We start from the raw sequence: 17,697 nt of genomic DNA on the forward strand, positions 1-17,697 counted from the left end.
CGGAGCGATCTTCATGCGACTGATCCTGTTGGGGGCGCCTGGCGCCGGCAAAGGCACCCAGGCCAATTTCATCAAGGAAAAATTCGGCATCCCGCAAATCTCCACCGGCGACATGCTGCGCGCCGCGGTCAAGGCCGGCACGCCGCTGGGCCTGGAAGCCAAGGCGATCATGGACGCCGGCGGCCTGGTGCGCGACGACATCATCATCGGCCTGGTCAAGGAGCGCATCGCCGACGCGGATTGCGCCAACGGTTTCCTGTTCGACGGCTTCCCGCGCACCATTCCGCAAGCCGAGGCGATGATCGCCGCCGGCGTGGACATCGATTACGTGGTGGAGATCGACGTGCCGGACGCGGCCATCGTCGAGCGCATGGCCGGCCGCCGCGTGCATATGGCCTCCGGCCGCACCTACCACATCAGCTTCAATCCGCCGAAAGTGGCCGGCAAGGACGATGTGACCGGCGAAGAGCTGGTCCAGCGCGACGACGACCGCGAAGAAACCGTGAAGAAGCGTTTGTCGGTTTACCACGAACAGACCGCGGTGCTGGTGGGCTTCTACGGCGAGCGCGCCGCCAGCGGCGACGCCAAGGCGCCGAAATACGTCAAGATCGACGGCACCCGCGCGGTGGAAGTGGTGCGTGACGAGGTGCTGAAGGCGCTGGGCGCCTGAGAACCTGTTCCGGGTTCTCCAAGAAGACAAGCGGGCCCTGGCCCGCTTTTCTTTTGACGTGTAGAGAAAGGGCTGGCGCGGCGGCGGCAACAGGCGGACAATTGAACCCGAAGCCCGTGAGCGGCTCCAAAAGTTTTTGTGCGTCAAGCCGGCGCGATGCCGGCGCAAGGATAATACCTATGTATCACGGGGAACGTTTCAACGGGATTTCCCATTTGATCGGCACTTTGCTGGCCATTACCGGCCTGGTGGTGCTGGTGACCATGGCCGCGCGCGAGGGCGACCCCTGGAAGGTGGTCAGCTTCAGCCTGTACGGTGCCACGCTGGTGGCCTTGTATCTGATTTCCACGCTGTATCACAGCTTCCGCGGCCGCGCCAAGGCGGTGCTGCAGAAGTGCGACCATTCGGCGATCTATCTGCTGATCGCCGGCAGCTACACGCCGTTCGCGTTGGTGACTTTGCGCGGCGCCTGGGGCTGGAGCCTGTTCGGCGTCAGCTGGGGCCTGGCCGTGTTCGGCATCATCCAGGAACTGACCCTGGGGCGGCGCACCCGCTTGCTGTCGATGATTCTTTACGTGGTGATGGGCTGGCTGGTGCTGGTGGCCTTGCCGCCCTTGATCGAGTCCTTGCCCAGCGGCGGCCTGTTCTGGCTGGCCTTGGGCGGGATTCTGTACAGCGTCGGCATCTATTGGTTTCTCAACGACGAGAAAATCCGCCACGGCCACGGCATCTGGCATTTGTTCGTGCTGGGCGGCAGCGTCTGCCAGTTTGTCAGCGTCTTGTTCTACGTGGCCTGAGCCGAGGCTTGAAGTCCTCCGCGCCGCGGCGGGACGAAGAAGAAGGGCGAAACCAGCGCAAACGCTGCTTTCGCCCTGTTTTATCGCGGCGTGGACGCTGGCGCTCGCTCAGGCGTCCGGCAAGTCCTGCAGCCGGCGCTCCTTGACCAGGGTTTCCAGCGCGCGCACCACTTCGGGATCGAACTGGCTGCCGGAGCGGCCGGAAATGTATTCCATGGTGTCGTGTAGCGTCCACGGCTCCTTGTAGGGCCGTTTGTTGAGCAGGGCATCGAATACGTCCACCACCGCGACGATGCGCGCCGACAGCGGGATTTCGTGCGCTTTCTGTTTCCTGGGGTAGCCGTTGCCGTCGAAGTGCTCGTGGTGGCCGCCGGCGATTTCCGAGCCCAGGGACAGATAACTCATCCCCTCCACCATGCTGGCCGATCTGGCCAGAATCTGCGCGCCTATGGTGGCGTGCTGCTCCATGATCACCCGCTCGTCCGGGTCCAGCTTGCCCGGTTTGAACAGGATGTGGTCCGGCGTGCCCACCTTGCCGACATCGTGCAGGATGCTGGCCATGCCCACCATGTCCATGAATTCCTTGCCCATCAGTTCCGGATAAGCGCCGTTGTCCCGCATCTGCCCGGCGATGGCGTCGGTCAGCCGCTGCACGCGCAGCACGTGATTGCCGGTGTCGGTGTCGCGGAATTCCGCCAGATCCGCCAGCGCCACCACCGTGGCCTCCTGCGCGCTGCGCAGCTGGCTGTAGAGGTAGAGATTGTCGTAAGCGGCGGAAATGCGTTGGCAGAACACGTCGAGCAGATCGCGTTCCACTTCTTCCAGCGGCCATTGCGGGGTGAAGTGGATGATGAACTCGCGGCCGTTGCGCGAGGTGATGTAGAGCACGTCGTAAGGGTGTTGGTAGATGCTGCGCTTCTCGGCGAAGGAGCGCAGGATCACCTGCTCCAGCTCGGGGAAGGGACTCAGGTCGCCGCTTTGCCCCAGCGGTTCGTAATTGCCGGAGGCGGCCAGGATTTCCAGTTCCGGCCGGCCGTTGCTGCTGTCGTTGCGCACGCAGAGGATGCCGTCGCTGCCGATGTCCAGCAGCGCGCTGATCTGGCGCAGCACGCCGGAGGCGAACTCGCGCAGCGAATACAGCTGGTACAGGTCGGACGCGCTTTCCAGGATCTTGGACAGGCCTTGGCGGTTCTTCTCCAGCGACAGCAGGTTTTCGTAGGCGCGCAGCGAGGAGATGATGGTGGTGAACAGCTTTTGCACCGTCAGCTCGGTCTTGGTCTTGTAGTCGTTGATATCGTAGTTGAGGATGACTTCCTGCTCCGGCGCCTGTCCAGGCTGGCCGGTGCGCAGCACGATGCGCACCAGGCCGTTCTTCAGGTCCTGGCGGATCTGGTGCACCAGCTTCAGGCCGGCGTCCTCGCTCTCCATCACCACGTCCAGCATGATCAGCGCGATGTCCGGGTGCTGGCGCACCACTTCGTAGGCTTCCTTGCCGGAGTGGGCGCTGAGCAGTTCCAGCGGCCGCTCTTTGTAGCGGATGTTGCGCAGCGCGATGCGGGTGGCGGTGTGCACGTCCTTTTCATCGTCGACGATCAGGATTTTCCACGGGTGGCGGCCGTCGCCGGCGGCGGAGGCTGGGGAGGACGCAGACGGAGCGTCATCATCGTCCAGCAGCCAGTCGTCTTCCTGGTTGGTGATGTCGCTCATGCTATGTTCTCCTTGCTCTGATTGACCGGGGCGGAGCAGGGCATGGTGATGGTGAAGGTGGTGCCTTTGTTCACTTCGCTGTGCACCTCGATCGACCCGCCCAGGCGTTGCCGTACGATGTTGTAGACGATGTTGAGCCCAAGACCGCTGCCGCCGCTGCCGCGGCGGGTGGTGAAGAAGGGGTCGAACACGCGGCTCAGGTTTTCCGGCGGAATGCCCTTGCCGTCGTCGCTGAGCGTCAGCGTGATGTAATGCGGATTGTTGCGCCTGGCCTCGATCAGGATTTTGCCGCTGCTGCGGTTTTCAAAGCCGTGCACCAGGGAGTTGACCATCAGATTGGTGACCACCTGGGCGAAGGAGCCCGGATAGCTGTCCAGCAGGATGTCTTCCTCGCACTGCACGCTGATGGTGGTGTTGGCGTGCTTGAAGCGCGGCTTCAGGCTGGTGATCACCTCGTTCAGATAATCCTGCAACTGGAAGCTGCGCCGCGCCTCGCTGGTCTGATCCACCGCGACCTGCTTGAAGCTGTGGATCAGGTTGGCCGCGCGCTCGGCGTTGGACAGGATCAGATCGCTGCATTCCTTGGCGGTGTCCAGATAAGCCTGGAAGTCGCTTTTCTTGACGGTGCCGCCGTCCACCTTTTCTATGATGTGGCTGGTGGCGGTGCCCAGGTGGGAGGCGGTGGTCAGGGTGATGCCCACCGGGGTGTTGATCTCGTGGGCGACGCCGGCCACCAGGCTGCCCAGCGAGGCCATCTTCTCGGTTTCCACCAGGGTTTGCTGCGCTTCCATCAACTGGCGGTAAGCTTCTTCCGCGCGGTCGCGCTCGGCGCGGGCCACCGCTTCGGCCTCGGTGCGCTTGGCCAGATCGCCGGCGGTGCGGGCCACGATGCGGTTGAAGCCGTTGACGATGCCGCCGATCTCGTCGTCGGCGACGTGGGTGACTTGGGCGCCGCTGGCGTCCGGCGCGCGGATGGCGGTGTTCAAGGCCTGCTGCAGCCGCGCCAGCGGCTGGAACAGGAAGCGTTGCAGATTGAAGGACATGATCATGAAGATCATCACGTCCAGCAGCAGGATCTGGGCGGACAGTTCGATCAACTGGTCGCGCTGATGCTTGGCCAGCGCCTGGCGCGACAGATAGACGGTGGCGTTGCCCAAGTGCTCCTTGCCCTGGTAGACGATGGGAATGTTGAGCATGTCGTCGGAACGCGGCTCCTCCGACGGCGGCATGTCGCGGATGCTGCCGTCGCTGTCATGGTTGCGGCCCAGGCTGAGCCCGGATTCCCCCTTGACGCTGATGGCGATGATGGACGGCCAGCTCAGCTCGCTGTCCAGCGTCAGCCTGACGTTTTCATCGTCCAGCTGCCAGACGCTGTGCGGCAGCGACATCGCCAGGCGGGCTTTGACCGCGGCGCGTTGGGATTGGTAATCGGCCTCATTGCGTTCCTGGTTGTGCAAATAGGAAAACAGGCCCGTCGTCCCCAGAATGGCGGTGATCCAGGCCATCAACCAGAACATCAATTTGGTTTTTATGCTTTTCATTATGTTCACAGTTCCAAGTGCCCACACTGAATCCTAGGCAGTTCTGGCGCGAATACCAAATCCGGATGCGCGCGGAGCTAGCCGCCGCCGTCGGCGCTCAGCGCCGCGGCGGGCTTGGCGCGCGGGGCCAGTTTTTGCAGCGCCAGCCCGCTCAGGATCAGGCCCAGACCGACCAGGGTGGAGGGCAGGATGGCCTCTCCGATCAGGAAATGAATCAGCGCCAGCGACAGCAGCGGCGACAGGAAAATCAGGTTGGCGATGCGGGCGGTGCTCGGCGTCAGCTTCATCGCCGTCAGCCACAGGACAAAGGTGAAGCCCATCTCGAAGGCGCCGACATAGGCGGCGCCGGCCAGGCCCTGCCAGGCCACCGGGCCCAGCTGTCCGGTATAGGCGCACCAGGCCAGGCTCAGCGGCAGCGAGAAGGCGAAATTGAGCGTCAGGCCTATCACCGGCTCGCGCGCGTCGCGGGCGTTGAAAATCCAGTAGCCGGCCCACAGCAGGGTGGAGGCCAGCGCCAGCGCCACGCCCAGCGAGTCGGAAAAGCGCAGTTCCAGCACCTGGCCGCGGGTGCCTATCACCAGCACGCCCAGATAGCAGACCAGCGCGGCGGCGATATCGCGGCGTTGCAGCTTTTGTTTGAGCAGCGGCACCGCCAGCAAGCTCATGGTCAAGGCCCAGGTGTAGTTGATGGCCTGGGCCTCCTGCGCGGGCAGCAGCGCGTAGGCCTGGAACAGAATCAGATAATACAGCGCCGGATTGACGGCGCCGAAGATCAGGGAGGCGCGCCAGTGGCGGCGCAGGGCCGGGGCGAGCTCCGGCAGCCTGCCCTGGACGGCGAGCAGTCCCAGCAGGCAGAAGAGAGAGGCGGCGCTGGCGTAGAGCACCAGCTGGGCCGGGCTGAGGTGGGCGAGACTGATCTTGAAGGCGCTGGCCACCGTGGACCAGGCCAGGACGGCGGCGAGTCCGTAGGCGTAAGCTTTAGATTGTGACTGCAAGGTAATCCCCAGGGTGACGGATGAGGGGCCGCGGGACGGCCATGCCGCCGGCCCGCGCGCCGATGACCCATTCTAATGCAAATGGATTTCCCCGGGGGCTTGCAGGGTTTTGGATCTAGGTGGCCTGTTCCTGCGCGCGTTCCTGGATCAGGCGGTTCAGCATCAGGCTGGCGCGCCAGGCGGTGTCGGAGGCGGACAGGCCGATGGGGCCGCCGGTTTCCATTTCGAAATCGTCGCCGGCCAGGCCATGGATGTGCACGGCCAGGCTGGCGGCTTCGAACGGCTCCATGCGCTGGGCCAGCAGCGCGGCGATGATGCCGGTCAGGACGTCGCCCTGGCCGGCCACCGCCAGCGCCGGGCCGCCGCTGGTGTTCAGATGGTAGAAGCCGTCCGGGCCGACGATCAGGCTGCCGGCGCCCTTGAGCACCACCACGCAGTTGAAGTGGTTGGCCAGCCGGCGCGCGGCCATCAGCCTGTCCTTTTGCACCGTCTCGGTGCTTTGTCCCAGCAGGCGAGCGGCTTCCGCCGGATGCGGGGTCAGCACGGTGCCGGCCTGGCGTTTGGCGATCAGGGCGGCGGCGGCGTGGTCGTTGGCCAGCAGGTTCAGCGCGTCGGCGTCCAAGACCAGCGCCTGCGGCAGCTGGATGACTTGGTCCAGCAGGCGGCCGGCCCGTTCTTGCAGGCCCAGGCCGGGGCCGACGGCCAGTACGTCGGCGTCGGGCAAGCCGGCCGCTTCGTCCAGCGCGGAAATCATCAGCTCCGGCACCACCGGGTCCACCGGCAGCCGGTCGTCCAGCGGGCAGACATGGACTTTGCCGGCGCCGCAGGCCAAGGCGCTGCGCCCGGCCAGCAGCGCCGCGCCCAGCATGCCCGGCGCGCCGCCTATCACGCAGACGGTGCCGAACAGGCCCTTGTGGCTGTTGCGCGGCCGCAGCAGCGCGCGGACGTCCGGCTGGTTGATGCTGCCGTCCGCCGCGGGGATCAATCTGGGCGGGCAGTCCAGCAGTTCCAGTTCCACATTGCCGGCCAGATCGGCGCCGGAGGCGCTGAACAGACCGGGCTTCTGGCACAAAAAGGTCAGGGTGTGGCTGGCCTGGATCGCGGTGTTGGCCGGCACGCCGGTATAGGCGTCCAGGCCGCTGGGGCAGTCCAGCGCCAGAATGGGGCTGCCCAGCTGGTTGATGCGGTCGATCAGCGTGGTCCATTCCAGGTCGAAGTCCCGGCTCAGGCCCACGCCGAACAAGCCGTCTATGACCAGTTGCGGCGCGCGGTAGTCGCGCGGCAGATCGAACATCACATGGCCCTGGGCCTGCTCCAGCTCATGCAGGGCTTCCGAGGTGGCGGGGCTAGTGGGCTGGGTGGGCACCAGCACGTCGACGCGGAAACGACGGCGCATCAGTTCCAGCGCCGCGTACAGCGCGTCGCCGCCGTTATTGCCGGGGCCGGCGCAAATCAACAGCCGGGACGCGCTGGGCAGGTGGTGGCTGACCCAGTCCGCGGTGGCCATCGCCGCGCGCTGCATCAGGTTGTAGCCGGCGTCGGTGGCTTGGCGCTCCAGTTGGCGCAAGGCGTCCAGGCTGAGAATGCTTTGGTCTTGTGTCGGCATCCCAAGATTCCTCTTTGACCGGGCCGCAAGCGGCGCGGCGGCTGGCTAGGGGGCCGCGGGGCGGTCCGGGGCGGGCTCGCCCCAGCGCGGCGTCAATTGATTGTCGATGCGGAGCTGATCCAGAATTCGCGCCACCACGAAGTCGATCATATCGTCCACGGTCTTGGGATGAGTATAGAACCCCGGAGACGGCGGCAGGATGACAACGCCGAGACGAGCCAGCTTGAGCATGTTTTCCAGATGGATGGCGGAGAACGGCGCCTCGCGCGGCACCAGCACCAGCTTGCGCTGTTCCTTGATGCTGACGTCGGCGGCGCGTTCGATCAGATTGTCGCTGCTGCCCTGGGCGATGGCGGCCAGCGTGCCCATCGAGCACGGGCAGACCACCATGGCGTCGGCCGGGTTGGAGCCTGAGGCCACCGGCGCGAACCACTCTTCGCGGCCGAAGACCGCCAGCTGGCCGTCGCGCGCGCCGCTGCGTTGCATCAGCCATTGCCGGGCTTCGGCCGGGCGCGAGGGCAGGGTCAGGTCCATTTCCTGTTTGGCCACCACTTGCGCGGCCTGCGAATACAGCACCCAGACGCGAACGCCGGCGGCGATCAGGCAATCGATCAGCCGCAGGCCGTAGGGCAGTCCGGAGGCGCCGGTCAGGGCGACGGTGACGGTTTGGATCGGGCGCATGAATGTCTCCTGTAGGCGGGCGGCCCGAATGCGTTCAGTTCTGGCGGTAGAGCTGGCGATGGCGCACCAGCACCTGTTCGGCGGCGAACAGGCGGGCAAGGCGTTCCGTGATGTAGACCGAGCGGTGCTGACCGCCGGTACAGCCGACGGCGACGGTCAGATAGCTGCGGTTTTCCATGCTGAAACAGGGCAGCCATTTACTGACCAGCTGCTGGATGTCGTCCACCATCTGCTGCACTTCCGGCGTTTGCTGGAAGAAGTCGATGATGGGCTGGTCGCGGCCGGTGAACGGGCGCAGCTGCGGGTCGTAATAGGGATTGGGCAGGCAGCGGACGTCGAAAACGAAGTCGGCGTCCCGCGGCAGGCCGTGCTTGAAGCCGAAGGATTCGAAGATCAGGGTCAGCCGGCTGCTGTCGGCGTCCACCAGCTCGCGCACCCAGCTGCGCAGCGCGTTGGCGGACAGTTCGCTGGTGTCGATGCGGGTGCCCAGCTCCATGATCTCGGCCAGCATGTCCTGTTCCAGCAGAATGCTTTCCTCCACCGTGACGTCGGCGCCGGACAGCGGGTGGCGGCGGCGGGTTTCGGAGAAGCGCTTGACCAGGGTGGCGGGCGTGGCTTCCAGGAACAGCAGGCGCACGTCCACATGCTGAGCCCGCAGCTTTTCCATTTCCGCCGGCAAGGCGCCCAGCGACGGGCCGGAGCGGGTGTCCACGCTGATGGCGATCTGTTCGTAGCCGTAGTCGGCGTACAGCGACATCGCCTCGTGCAGCATGGTGGCCGGCAGATTGTCCACGCAGTAGAAGCCGGCGTCTTCCAGCGCGCGCAGCGCCACCGACTTGCCGGAACCGGACAGGCCGCTAATCAATATCAGGCGCATTTTCCTGGTCTCTGAGGAAGTTGGTGTGGCGTTCGATGAATTCGCGGGTGCTGTCTATGCCGCGCAGCTGCAGGATGTAGTTGCGCACCGCGGCCTCCACCAGCACCGCCAGGTTGCGGCCGGCGGCCACCGGCAGCACCACTTTGCGGATGGTGACGCCGATGATGTCCTGGGTTTCCGACTGGATGTTGAGGCGGTCCAGCGCCTGCATCGCCTGGTCGTTGGCCTTGACCAGGTGGATGATCAGCCGCAGCACCTTCTTCGGCCGCACGGCGGTTTCGCCGAAGATGGTGCGGATGTTGAGGATGCCCAGGCCGCGCACTTCCAGGAAGTCGCGCAGCAAGGGCGGGCAGCGGCCTTCCAGCGTGTCGGGGCCGATGCGGTACAGCTCGACCGCGTCGTCGGCCACCATGCCGTGGCCGCGGGAAATCAGTTCCAGCGCCAGCTCGCTCTTGCCCATCGCCGAATCGCCCATGATCAGCACGCCGATCTCGAACACGTCGAGGAAGACGCCGTGCAGCACGGTGGACACCGCCAGCGCCCGCGCCAGATAGATGCGCAGCACATCCATCAGGTAGGGGCTTTCCAGCTTGGTGGTCATCAGCGGGACGTTGTGGGTGTGGCAGTAGTCGCGCAGCAGCTTGGGCACCGGCTGGTCGTTGGCCACCATCACCACCGACATGCTCTTGTGGAACAGCTGGTCCAGCGCGGTCTTGGCGGCGGACTGCTCCAGCCGGTTCAGGTAGTCCACCTCGGCGAGACCCAGCACCTGGACCCGGTTGGGGTGGATGAAATTGAGGTGGCCGACCAGCGCCTGCGTGGGGCGCTGTTCGTCGTTGCCTATCATATTGTCGGCGCCGCCGGTGCCTGCGACCCAGGTCAGGTTGAGCTTCTGCTGGTTTTCCTGGTACAGCCGGCGGACGCTGATGCTAGGCATTGGGCACCCAATTATTGAGCAGCTGATAGAGCTCGTCGCGCAGGGGGATGCCCAGCATCTGCTCGCGCATCTGGCGGCTGGAGAACAGCTGCGCCAGTTCGGACAGCACTTGCAGGTGCAGGTCCGTGGCCTGTTCCGGCACCAGCAGCACGAACAGGCACTGCACCGGCTTGCCGTCGGGCGCGTCGAAGGGAATCGGGGTCTTCAGACGGATGAATACGCCCATCGCGTCCTTGAGGCCGCGCGCGCGGCCGTGCGGAATCGCCACTCCCTGGCCAAGGCCGGTGGAGCCGAGCTTTTCGCGGGCGAACAGGCAATCGAAGATTTCGCTGCGCGCGATGCCCCGGGTATTTTCAACCAAGAGGCCGACTTGCTCGAACACGCGCTTCTTGCTGGCGACGTCCAGATCCAGCAGGACGTGTTCGGGTGTCAGGATTTTGCCGATGAGGTTCATATTGGATTATGCATGCGGCTGAGAAAAACCCGGCAATTCTACGTTGCCTTGATAGTACTGAAAACGGGCAAGTGCAAAGAAAAGCGGGAACCCGCAGGCCCCCGCCTTCCAATTCAAGGGATTACAGGCTGGCTTCAGGCGCCGGAGCACGGTGTTCAGACTGCTTTTCCTTGTGTTTCAGCACTTGACGGTCCAGCTTGTCGATCAGCAGATCGATGGCGGCGTACATATCGGATTCGGTGGCTTCCACGTGGATGTCCTTGCCGGACAGATGCACGTTGACTTCGGCCTTTTGCACCAGTTTATCAACAGACAGAGTAACGGAAATGTCGATCACATGGTCGACATGTCGAGTAACGCGCTCCATTTTGGTTTCAACGTATTCGCGCAGGGCGGGAGTTACTTCCAGATGCAGTCCAGTTACTTTGAGGTTCATACCCTAGCTCCTTCTGGTGTTGACAGTCCGGTCGGGTCGGCCGGATCGCTGTATTCCGCCGCCTGGGTCACAGCGTCTTGCGCTGGTTGACCGGCGGTATCTGCATGGCTTCACGATACTTGGCTATCGTGCGTCTGGCAACTTGTATTCCCTGTTTGGCCAGCGCTTCGACCAGGGCGCTGTCGGACAGCGGTTTGCTCGGCGATTCGGCGTCGATCAGGCTGCGGATGTGGGCCTTGATCGCGGTGGCGGAGCACTCGCCGCCGCTGTCGGTTTCCAGCGCGCTGCCGAAGAAATACTTGAGCTCGAACAGGCCGCGCGGGCAGAGCAGGTATTTCTGGGTGGTGACCCGGGACACCGTGGATTCATGCAGGCCCAGCTCGTCCGCGATGTCGCGCAGAATCAGCGGGCGCATGGCCACTTCGCCGTGTTCAAAGAACGATTGCTGCCGTTCAACGATAGCTTCCGCCACTTTCAGGATAGTGTCAAATCGCTGCTGGATGTTCTTCACCAGCCATTTGGCCTCCTGCAGCCGCGAGGACATTTCGCCGTTGCCGCCGCGGTTTTCCGCCAGCAGCCGCGCGTACATCTGGTTGACGCGCAAGCGAGGCACGGCGCCGCCGTTGAGGGCGGCCACCCAGCGTCCCTTGCGTTTTCTGACCGAGACGTCGGGGATCACGTACTGGGTGTCGCTGGCGCCGAAACCGGCGGTGGGGCGGGGGTTGAGGCGGGCGATCAGCGCCTGGGCGGCGCGCAGCGCGGCGTCGTCCACGCCCAGCTGTTTTTTCAGCCGGGTGTAGTCGCGGTTGCCCAGCAAGGCCAGGTGGTCGCGAACGATGGCCAGCGCCAGGCCGCGCTGCGGCTCGTCCGGGTCCAGCCGCTGCAATTGCAGTGCCAGCGCTTCCGGCAGCGAACGCGCGCCGACGCCGGGCGGGTCGAACTGCTGCAGCAGGCGCAGGCCTATCATCAGCTCGTCGGCCTCGATTTCCAGTTCCAGCGGCAGGTGGCTGGCGATGTCTTCCAGCGTCTGGCCCAGATAGCCGTCGTCGTCCAGCTCTTCAATCAGCAGCTGGACGATGGCCTGATCGCGCGTAGGCAGCGCCACTTCGCCCAACTGCGCCAGCAGGTGCTCGCGCAGGCTGATAGGACAGGGCACGTTCAGCATCGGGTCCAGCTCGTCGTCGCCGTCGCCGCGGCGTCCGCCGCTGCCCCAGTCGCTCAGTTCGCCGGTCTCCGCGCCGCGTTCGCCGTCGTCGCCGGAGGCGTCGTCGCGGCTTTCCGCCGGGGCCTCCGGTTCCTGGGCGGCGGCGTCCGGCGCCTCGCCCTGCGGCGCTTCGTCGCCGCGCTCCAGCAAGGGATTGTCCAGCAAGAAGCGCTCGACTTCGGTCTGCAGGTCGAGGGTGGACATCTGCAGCAGCTTGATCGATTGCTGCAGCTGCGGCGTCAGGGTCAGCTGCTGCGATACCTTGAGCTGAAGTGTCTGTTTCATCGCTTACAGGTGGAAGTGTTCGCCAAGGTAAACTTCGCGCACCTTCTCGTTGTTGACCAGTTCTTCCGGCTCGCCGGAGGCGAGCACCGAGCCTTCGCTGATGATGTAGGCGCGGTCGCAGATGCGCAGGGTTTCACGCACATTGTGGTCGGTGATCAGCACGCCGATGCCGCGTTCCTTCAGGAAGGAGATGATTTTCTGGATGTCGATCACCGCGATCGGATCGACGCCGGCGAAGGGTTCGTCCAGCAGGATGAAGCGCGGCCGGGTGGCCAGCACGCGGGCGATCTCCACGCGGCGGCGTTCGCCGCCGGACAGCGACAGCGCGCTGCTGTCGCGCAGGTGGCCGATATTGAGGTCGTCCAGCAGCAGGTCCAGTTCCTTGTCCAGTTCCTTGCCTTTGAGGCCGGACACTTCCAGGATGGCGGCGATGTTCTCCTCCACCGTCATGCGGCGGAAGATGGAGGCTTCCTGCGGCAGATAGCCGAGGCCCAGGCGCGCGCGCTGGTGGATGGGGTAGTGGGTGATCACCTGATCGTCCAGGCGAATCTCGCCGTCGTCGGCGCCGATCAGGCCGACGATCATGTAGAAGCTGGTGGTCTTGCCGGCGCCGTTGGGGCCGAGCAGGCCCACCACTTCGCCGCTGGCGATTTCCAGCGCCACGTCCTTGACCACGGTGCGTTTCTTGAAGCGTTTGCGCAGGCGCTCCACCTTGAGCACGCTTTGCGTCATTTGGCGGCTCCGCTGGCGGGTTTGGCCGTCGCCGGCTGGGAGGCGGTGTTCTTGGGCTGCAGGATCACGGTGACGCGGCCCTTGTTGGGGCCGGTGGCGGTGCCGCCCGTCACTTGGTAGGTTTCGTTCTGGGTGTTGTAGGTGATCACATTGCCCACCACCAGGTCGCCTTCGCGCTTGACCCGGGCGTTGCCGGTCAGCACCGCGAGGTTGGCCGCGCTGCTGTAGTCGAGGCGGCTGGACTGGCCTTCCACCCATTCGTTCTTGCCGTCCATTTTCTGGCGGAAGGTGACGATGCGGCCGGTGGCCACCAGGGTCTGGTTGCCTTGCTTGTCCTGGGTGGCGACGACTTTGTCGGCGTTGAGCCGCAAGGTGCCCTGGATGATCACCACATTGCCTTCGCAAGTGGAGACGCCCTTGATCTGGTCCATGGTGCAGCCGTTGTCGCTGGTGATTTCCATCGGCTTGGTGCGGTCGGCCTGTTCGGCGTGGGCGACGGAGGCGGCGGCCAGCGCCAGGCCGGCCAGCAGGAGACGGAGCTTATTTTTCATAAATGATCTTGGTGTGAGACAGCAGGTTCAACAAACCTGTCTGTTGCTGGTAGACGAAGCCCACGGAGTTGCCGTGCGATTTGCCCTGAAAGAATACGGTGGGCGCGGCGGAGCGGGCGATTTTCTTGCCGGTGTCGACATGCATGGCGCTGGTGACGACCTTGGTCTCCGGCTTGTCCGCGGCGGCGGGCTGGATCATGGTCGCCTTCTTGTCGAAATAGGCTTGCTGGGTCTTGTTGTTGTAACGGCCGACGTCGCCGATCAACTGGTATTGCAGCGCGCCTTGCTGGTACTGGTAGAGCTCGGGGTTTTCGAAGAAGGCGTCGTCCTTGCCCGGGTATTGCCACATGCGCGAGGCGATCAGCCGCTCGTAGAGCTTGCCTTGCGGGTCGAAGCGGGTGGCGATCAGGTGTTCGGCCACGTACTCGGGCTTGTCCGGGTCCAGTTCGCGGCGGTTGCTGTCCCAGCGCGAGACCTGGTCCAGCCACACGGTCAACAGGCCGGTCAGGCCCACCAGCAGCAGCGGGAACAGGCGGTGGGAGCGCAGCAGGCGGATCATGCCAGATACCTGGCCAGGATGGCGTCGAAGGAACCCTGGGCCTGCATGATCAGCTCGGCCAGCTCGCGCACCGCGCCCTTGCCGCCGGAGCAGCCGGTCACGTAGTGGGCGCGCTGGCGCACCAGGGCCGGCGCTTCCGGCACCGCGACGGCCAGGCCGACGCGGGTGATGATGGGCAGGTCGATCAGATCGTCGCCGATGAAGGCGCATTCCTCGGCCGTCAGGCCGGTGAGTTCCAGCAGTTCGCCCAAGGCCAGTTTCTTGTCGTGCACGCCGCCGTAGTAGTGGTCGATGTGCAGCGCCTGGGCGCGATGCTCGACGCAGCGGTCGGCGCGGCCGGAGATGATGGCCAGCTGGACCCCGGTGGATTGCAGCAGGCGCAGGCCCAGGCCGTCCTGCACATTGAAGGATTTGCTTTCTTCGCCGTGGGCGTTGTAGTAGATGCGGCCGTCGGTCATCACGCCGTCCACGTCCATGATCAGCAGCTTGACCTTGCGGGCCTGCTCAAAAATGCTTTGCATGCTTGTCCTTGCTAATGCCGGCGACTCAGATCACGCCGGCCTTGAATAGATCGTGCAGATGCAGCGCGCCTATCAATTTGTTGCTTTCATCTACGACCAGCAGGCTGGTGATCTTGTTCTGCTCCATCAGGAACACCGCCTCGGTGGCCAGCTTTTTGGGGCTGATGGTGCGCGGCGAGCGGCTCATCACCTGATCGATGGTCAGATCGTAAAGGTTGGCGGAACGTTCCAGTGTGCGGCGCAGGTCGCCGTCGGTGTAGACGCCCAGCAGGGCGTCGTCGGCGGCGCAGACGGCCAGCATGCCCAGGCGCTTGCGGGACAGTTCCAGCAAGGCGTCCTTCAGCGGCGTGCCCGGCGCCACCCGCGGCAATTCCTCGCCGCTGTGCATGATGTCGGACACGTGGACCAGCAGCTTGCGCCCCAGGCTGCCGCCCGGATGCGACAGCGCGAAATCGCCCTGGCCGAAGCCGCGCGCGTCCATCAGCGTGACCGCCAGCGCGTCGCCCAGCGCCATCTGCACCGTGGTGCTGGTGGTGGGGGCCAGGCCCAGCGGGCAGGCTTCCTTCTCCACGCGGGCGTCCAGGTGGATGTCGGCCTCCTGCGCCATGGTGGAGCTTTCGCGTCCGGTCATGCAGATCAAGCGCACGCCCTTGCGCTTCAAGGCCGGCAGCAGGGCGATGATTTCGTCGCTTTCGCCGGAGTTGGACAGCGCCAGCACGATGTCCTGGGCGGTGATCATGCCCAGATCGCCGTGGGCGGCCTCGCCCGGGTGAACGAAGAAGGCCGGCGTGCCGGTGCTGGCCAGCGTGGCGGCGATCTTGCGCGCCACGTGGCCGGACTTGCCCATGCCGGTGATCACCAGACGGCCGGCGCTGGCCAGGATCAGGTCCACGGCGGCGAGAAAGTCGCCGTTCAGGCTGCGCGACAGCGCGGTGAGGGCTTCGGACTCTATCTGCAGGACTTCCCGGGCCAATTGGAGCCGGGACGGAGCTTGTACTTTTTCCATAATTCGAAAGTATATCAAAGGTTATAATCGCTGAACGCAGGCTGGTGCATCTTTTGCTTGGCATGTGTTAAAAATTGCAGTCTTTTTCCTTTCTCTCGCTTCAGGAGCCCCGCCGCGCGATGCATTCGTCACTAGCCCCTATCGTCTTGGTTCTGCTGGCCGCGGTGTTGTCGGTGACCTTGTGCCGCAGCCTGAAAGTGCCGGCCATGCTCGGTTATCTGGTGGTGGGCTTTCTGGCCGGCCCCGGCGTGATGAATCTGATTCCGCAAGGCGAGGAAACCGCCTTTCTCGGCGAGATCGGCATTGTCTTCATGATGTTCTCCATCGGCCTGGAGTTTTCCCTGCCCAAGCTGCGCGCGATGCGGCAGCTGGTGTTCGGCGTCGGCTTCGGTCAGGTGGCGGCCACCATGTTGCTGGTGGGCCTGGCGGTGGGCTGGCTCAGCGGCAGTCCGCTGACCGGTTTCGCCGTCGGCGGCGCGCTGGCGATGTCGTCCACCGCCATCGTCAGCAAATTGCTGAACGAGCGTCTGGAGCTGAACCAGGCCCATGGCCAGCTGGCCATTGGCGTGCTGTTGTTCCAGGACATCGCGGTGGTGCCCTTGCTGATTCTGTTCCCGGCCTTCGCCGGCGGCAGCGACACCTTGTGGATGGACCTGGGCCTGGCGGCGCTGAAGGTGGTGGTGGTGCTGGCCTTGCTGCTGTTCTTCGGCCAGCGCCTGCTGCGGCCGTGGTTCCATCTGGTGGCGCGCCAGCGCTCGGGCGAGCTGTTCATGATCAATGTGCTGCTGGTGACGCTGGGCGTGGCCTGGCTGACCGAGCTGTCCGGCCTGTCGCTGGCCTTGGGCGCCTTCGTCGCCGGCATGTTGATTTCGGAAACCGAATACCGCTATCAGGTGGAGGAGGACATCCGGCCGTTCCGCGACATCCTGCTGGGCTTCTTCTTTGTCACCGTGGGCATGAAGCTGGAACTGACGGTGTTGTTCGAGCGTTTCGGCGAAGTGCTGCTGATGCTGGCCCTGTTGCTGCCGATCAAGGTGGCGGTGGTGTTCGGCGTGGCGCGCGGCTTCCGCCACAAGTCCAATGAATCCATGCGCGCCGCGCTGGCCCTGGCTCAGGGCGGCGAGTTCGGCTTTGTGCTGCTGGCGCTGGCCTTGAACCTGCATCTGGTGCCGGCCGGCACCGCTCAGGCGGCGATCGCCGCGATTCTGATCTCGATGCTGATCGCGCCCTTCCTGATCCTGTACGGGGACAAGATCACCCGCCGTCTGATCAAGCAGGATTGGATGTTCCAGGCGCTGGACCTGCACCATATGCTGGTGGAGAGCATGTCCAAGAGCGACCACGTGGTGATCTGCGGCTACGGCCGCAGCGGTCAGGCGCTGGCGCGCTTGCTGGAGGCGGAGGAGATCCCGTTCTTCGCGCTGGACATGGACCCGGAGCGGGTGCGCGAGGCCGGCGAGGCCGGCGATCCGGTGGTGTTCGGCGACGCCGGCAAGCACGAAGTGCTAGTGGCGGCCGGCCTGATGCGCGCCAAGGCGGTGGTGGTGACTTTCGCCGACACCCACGCGGCCTTGCGCATCTTGAGTTCGGTGGAGCATGCGCGGCCGGGGCTGCCGGTGATTGTGCGCACGGTGGACGACAGCGATATGGATCAGCTGCGCCACGCCGGCGCCGACGAGGTGGTGGCCGAGGTGATGGAGGGCAGCCTGATGTTGGCTTCGCAGGCGCTGCTGGTGGTCGGCGTGCCGCCGAGCCGGGTGGTGCGCCGCATCCGCGCGGTGCGCGAGGAGCGCTACGGCCTGTTCCGCGGCTTCTTCCGCGGCGTCAGCGACGAGGGCGAGGGCATGGACGAGGCCTTGGTGCCGCGGCTGCAGAGCATTCAGGTCTGCACCGGAGCGGCGGCGGTGGGCCAGCCGTTGGCCAATCTGCATCTGCGGGATTTGGGCGTGGAATTGAAGGCGATCCGCCGTCAGCGGGTGCGGCGCACCGATTTCGACGACAGTTTCGAGGTGGAGCAGGGCGACGCGCTGGTGTTGCTGGGCACGCCGGAGCAGCTGGCGCTGGCCGAGTACCGGATTCTGCAGGGGGAGTAAGGACCGGCGGGAGGACGTCGAACGGCCCTCGCGGCGTGAGCTGCG

The 17,697-nt window shown here is 64.9% G+C and carries 18 protein-coding genes; 3 read left to right on the forward strand and 15 right to left on the reverse strand.

The annotated features are described in order from the left end of the window. Window positions 1-13: 13 nt before the first annotated feature. Complete coding sequence (adk, locus tag ACODRW_RS03190) at window positions 14-670, forward strand: adenylate kinase (protein ID WP_107798235.1); 657 nt, start codon at window positions 14-16, stop codon at window positions 668-670. 179 nt (window positions 671-849) lie between these two features. After that, window positions 850-1,467 (forward strand): PAQR family membrane homeostasis protein TrhA, encoded by a 618-nt coding sequence (trhA, locus tag ACODRW_RS03195; RefSeq protein WP_019100472.1) that lies wholly within the window; start codon window positions 850-852, stop codon window positions 1,465-1,467. A 108-nt stretch (window positions 1,468-1,575) separates the two neighbouring features. Here trhA and ACODRW_RS03200 read toward each other — a convergent pair whose 3' ends face one another. The 15 genes from ACODRW_RS03200 to ACODRW_RS03270 form a co-directional block, all read right to left on the reverse strand. Beyond that, complete coding sequence (locus tag ACODRW_RS03200) at window positions 1,576-3,174, reverse strand: DUF3369 domain-containing protein (RefSeq protein WP_107798236.1); 1,599 nt, start codon at window positions 3,172-3,174, stop codon at window positions 1,576-1,578. Beyond that, window positions 3,171-4,715 carry a sensor histidine kinase gene (locus ACODRW_RS03205; RefSeq protein WP_488905154.1) on the reverse strand — a complete coding sequence of 515 codons (1,545 nt, stop codon included), beginning with the start codon at window positions 4,713-4,715 and terminating at the stop codon, window positions 3,171-3,173. The genes ACODRW_RS03200 and ACODRW_RS03205 overlap by 4 nt, the downstream gene beginning before the upstream one ends. A gap of 77 nt (window positions 4,716-4,792) precedes the next feature. Further along, a complete protein-coding gene (locus ACODRW_RS03210; RefSeq protein WP_107798238.1) occupies window positions 4,793-5,710 on the reverse strand; it encodes a DMT family transporter in 918 nt (305 codons plus the stop codon). A gap of 115 nt (window positions 5,711-5,825) precedes the next feature. Further along, window positions 5,826-7,316 carry an NAD(P)H-hydrate dehydratase gene (locus ACODRW_RS03215; RefSeq protein ID WP_488905155.1) on the reverse strand — a complete coding sequence of 497 codons (1,491 nt, stop codon included), beginning with the start codon at window positions 7,314-7,316 and terminating at the stop codon, window positions 5,826-5,828. A 45-nt stretch (window positions 7,317-7,361) separates the two neighbouring features. Beyond that, a complete protein-coding gene (locus tag ACODRW_RS03220; RefSeq protein ID WP_107798240.1) occupies window positions 7,362-7,997 on the reverse strand; it encodes a flavin prenyltransferase UbiX in 636 nt (211 codons plus the stop codon). A gap of 34 nt (window positions 7,998-8,031) precedes the next feature. Next, the gene (gene rapZ, locus ACODRW_RS03225; protein WP_107798241.1) at window positions 8,032-8,874 is read right to left on the reverse strand and encodes an RNase adapter RapZ; all 843 of its coding nucleotides are present in this window, start codon (window positions 8,872-8,874) and stop codon (window positions 8,032-8,034) included. Further along, window positions 8,855-9,811 (reverse strand): HPr(Ser) kinase/phosphatase, encoded by a 957-nt coding sequence (hprK, locus tag ACODRW_RS03230; protein ID WP_019104261.1) that lies wholly within the window; start codon window positions 9,809-9,811, stop codon window positions 8,855-8,857. Before hprK ends, rapZ begins: the two co-directional genes overlap by 20 nt. Beyond that, complete coding sequence (gene ptsN / locus ACODRW_RS03235; protein ID WP_107798242.1) at window positions 9,804-10,265, reverse strand: PTS IIA-like nitrogen regulatory protein PtsN; 462 nt, start codon at window positions 10,263-10,265, stop codon at window positions 9,804-9,806. Before ptsN ends, hprK begins: the two co-directional genes overlap by 8 nt. Window positions 10,266-10,386: 121 nt before the next feature. Further along, the gene (gene hpf / locus ACODRW_RS03240; RefSeq protein WP_019104259.1) at window positions 10,387-10,701 is read right to left on the reverse strand and encodes a ribosome hibernation-promoting factor, HPF/YfiA family; all 315 of its coding nucleotides are present in this window, start codon (window positions 10,699-10,701) and stop codon (window positions 10,387-10,389) included. A gap of 67 nt (window positions 10,702-10,768) precedes the next feature. Further along, window positions 10,769-12,190, reverse strand: coding sequence for an RNA polymerase factor sigma-54 (locus tag ACODRW_RS03245; protein WP_235084266.1), 1,422 nt, complete (start codon window positions 12,188-12,190; stop codon window positions 10,769-10,771). Window positions 12,191-12,193: 3 nt separating this feature from the next. Beyond that, complete coding sequence (lptB, locus tag ACODRW_RS03250; RefSeq protein WP_227107056.1) at window positions 12,194-12,922, reverse strand: LPS export ABC transporter ATP-binding protein; 729 nt, start codon at window positions 12,920-12,922, stop codon at window positions 12,194-12,196. Then, window positions 12,919-13,473 carry a lipopolysaccharide transport periplasmic protein LptA gene (gene lptA, locus ACODRW_RS03255; protein WP_107798245.1) on the reverse strand — a complete coding sequence of 185 codons (555 nt, stop codon included), beginning with the start codon at window positions 13,471-13,473 and terminating at the stop codon, window positions 12,919-12,921. Before lptA ends, lptB begins: the two co-directional genes overlap by 4 nt. Then, entirely contained in the window at window positions 13,463-14,032 is a 570-nt protein-coding gene (lptC, locus tag ACODRW_RS03260) for an LPS export ABC transporter periplasmic protein LptC (protein ID WP_107798246.1), read from the reverse strand. Before lptC ends, lptA begins: the two co-directional genes overlap by 11 nt. Further along, window positions 14,029-14,553: a KdsC family phosphatase gene (locus ACODRW_RS03265; RefSeq protein WP_107798247.1), complete on the reverse strand. Its 525-nt coding sequence runs from the start codon at window positions 14,551-14,553 to the stop codon at window positions 14,029-14,031. Before ACODRW_RS03265 ends, lptC begins: the two co-directional genes overlap by 4 nt. A gap of 25 nt (window positions 14,554-14,578) precedes the next feature. Continuing rightward, window positions 14,579-15,559, reverse strand: a complete 981-nt coding sequence (locus ACODRW_RS03270; RefSeq protein WP_227107058.1) for a KpsF/GutQ family sugar-phosphate isomerase — start codon at window positions 15,557-15,559, stop codon at window positions 14,579-14,581. Between the two features lie 119 nt (window positions 15,560-15,678). Between ACODRW_RS03270 and ACODRW_RS03275 the strand changes: the two genes are divergently transcribed. Beyond that, entirely contained in the window at window positions 15,679-17,652 is a 1,974-nt protein-coding gene (locus tag ACODRW_RS03275) for a monovalent cation:proton antiporter family protein (RefSeq protein WP_107798249.1), read from the forward strand. Window positions 17,653-17,697 lie beyond the last annotated feature (45 nt).

The organism is Chromobacterium sp. FG89 (assembly GCF_057808735.1).

What these genes read in the sequence shown, in the direction of transcription:
- adk (WP_107798235.1), top strand. Translation starts at nt 14, where the DNA reads ATGCGACTGATCCTGTTGGGGGCGCCTGGCGCCGGCAAAGGCACCCAG.
- trhA (WP_019100472.1), top strand. Translation starts at nt 850, where the DNA reads ATGTATCACGGGGAACGTTTCAACGGGATTTCCCATTTGATCGGCACT.
- ACODRW_RS03200 (WP_107798236.1), bottom strand. Translation starts at nt 3,174, where the DNA reads ATGAGCGACATCACCAACCAGGAAGACGACTGGCTGCTGGACGATGAT.
- ACODRW_RS03205 (WP_488905154.1), bottom strand. Translation starts at nt 4,715, where the DNA reads ATGAAAAGCATAAAAACCAAATTGATGTTCTGGTTGATGGCCTGGATC.
- ACODRW_RS03215 (WP_488905155.1), bottom strand. Translation starts at nt 7,316, where the DNA reads ATGCCGACACAAGACCAAAGCATTCTCAGCCTGGACGCCTTGCGCCAA.
- ACODRW_RS03220 (WP_107798240.1), bottom strand. Translation starts at nt 7,997, where the DNA reads ATGCGCCCGATCCAAACCGTCACCGTCGCCCTGACCGGCGCCTCCGGA.
- rapZ (WP_107798241.1), bottom strand. Translation starts at nt 8,874, where the DNA reads ATGCGCCTGATATTGATTAGCGGCCTGTCCGGTTCCGGCAAGTCGGTG.
- hprK (WP_019104261.1), bottom strand. Translation starts at nt 9,811, where the DNA reads ATGCCTAGCATCAGCGTCCGCCGGCTGTACCAGGAAAACCAGCAGAAG.
- ptsN (WP_107798242.1), bottom strand. Translation starts at nt 10,265, where the DNA reads ATGAACCTCATCGGCAAAATCCTGACACCCGAACACGTCCTGCTGGAT.
- hpf (WP_019104259.1), bottom strand. Translation starts at nt 10,701, where the DNA reads ATGAACCTCAAAGTAACTGGACTGCATCTGGAAGTAACTCCCGCCCTG.
- ACODRW_RS03245 (WP_235084266.1), bottom strand. Translation starts at nt 12,190, where the DNA reads ATGAAACAGACACTTCAGCTCAAGGTATCGCAGCAGCTGACCCTGACG.
- lptB (WP_227107056.1), bottom strand. Translation starts at nt 12,922, where the DNA reads ATGACGCAAAGCGTGCTCAAGGTGGAGCGCCTGCGCAAACGCTTCAAG.
- lptA (WP_107798245.1), bottom strand. Translation starts at nt 13,473, where the DNA reads ATGAAAAATAAGCTCCGTCTCCTGCTGGCCGGCCTGGCGCTGGCCGCC.
- lptC (WP_107798246.1), bottom strand. Translation starts at nt 14,032, where the DNA reads ATGATCCGCCTGCTGCGCTCCCACCGCCTGTTCCCGCTGCTGCTGGTG.
- ACODRW_RS03265 (WP_107798247.1), bottom strand. Translation starts at nt 14,553, where the DNA reads ATGCAAAGCATTTTTGAGCAGGCCCGCAAGGTCAAGCTGCTGATCATG.
- ACODRW_RS03270 (WP_227107058.1), bottom strand. Translation starts at nt 15,559, where the DNA reads ATGGAAAAAGTACAAGCTCCGTCCCGGCTCCAATTGGCCCGGGAAGTC.
- ACODRW_RS03275 (WP_107798249.1), top strand. Translation starts at nt 15,679, where the DNA reads ATGCATTCGTCACTAGCCCCTATCGTCTTGGTTCTGCTGGCCGCGGTG.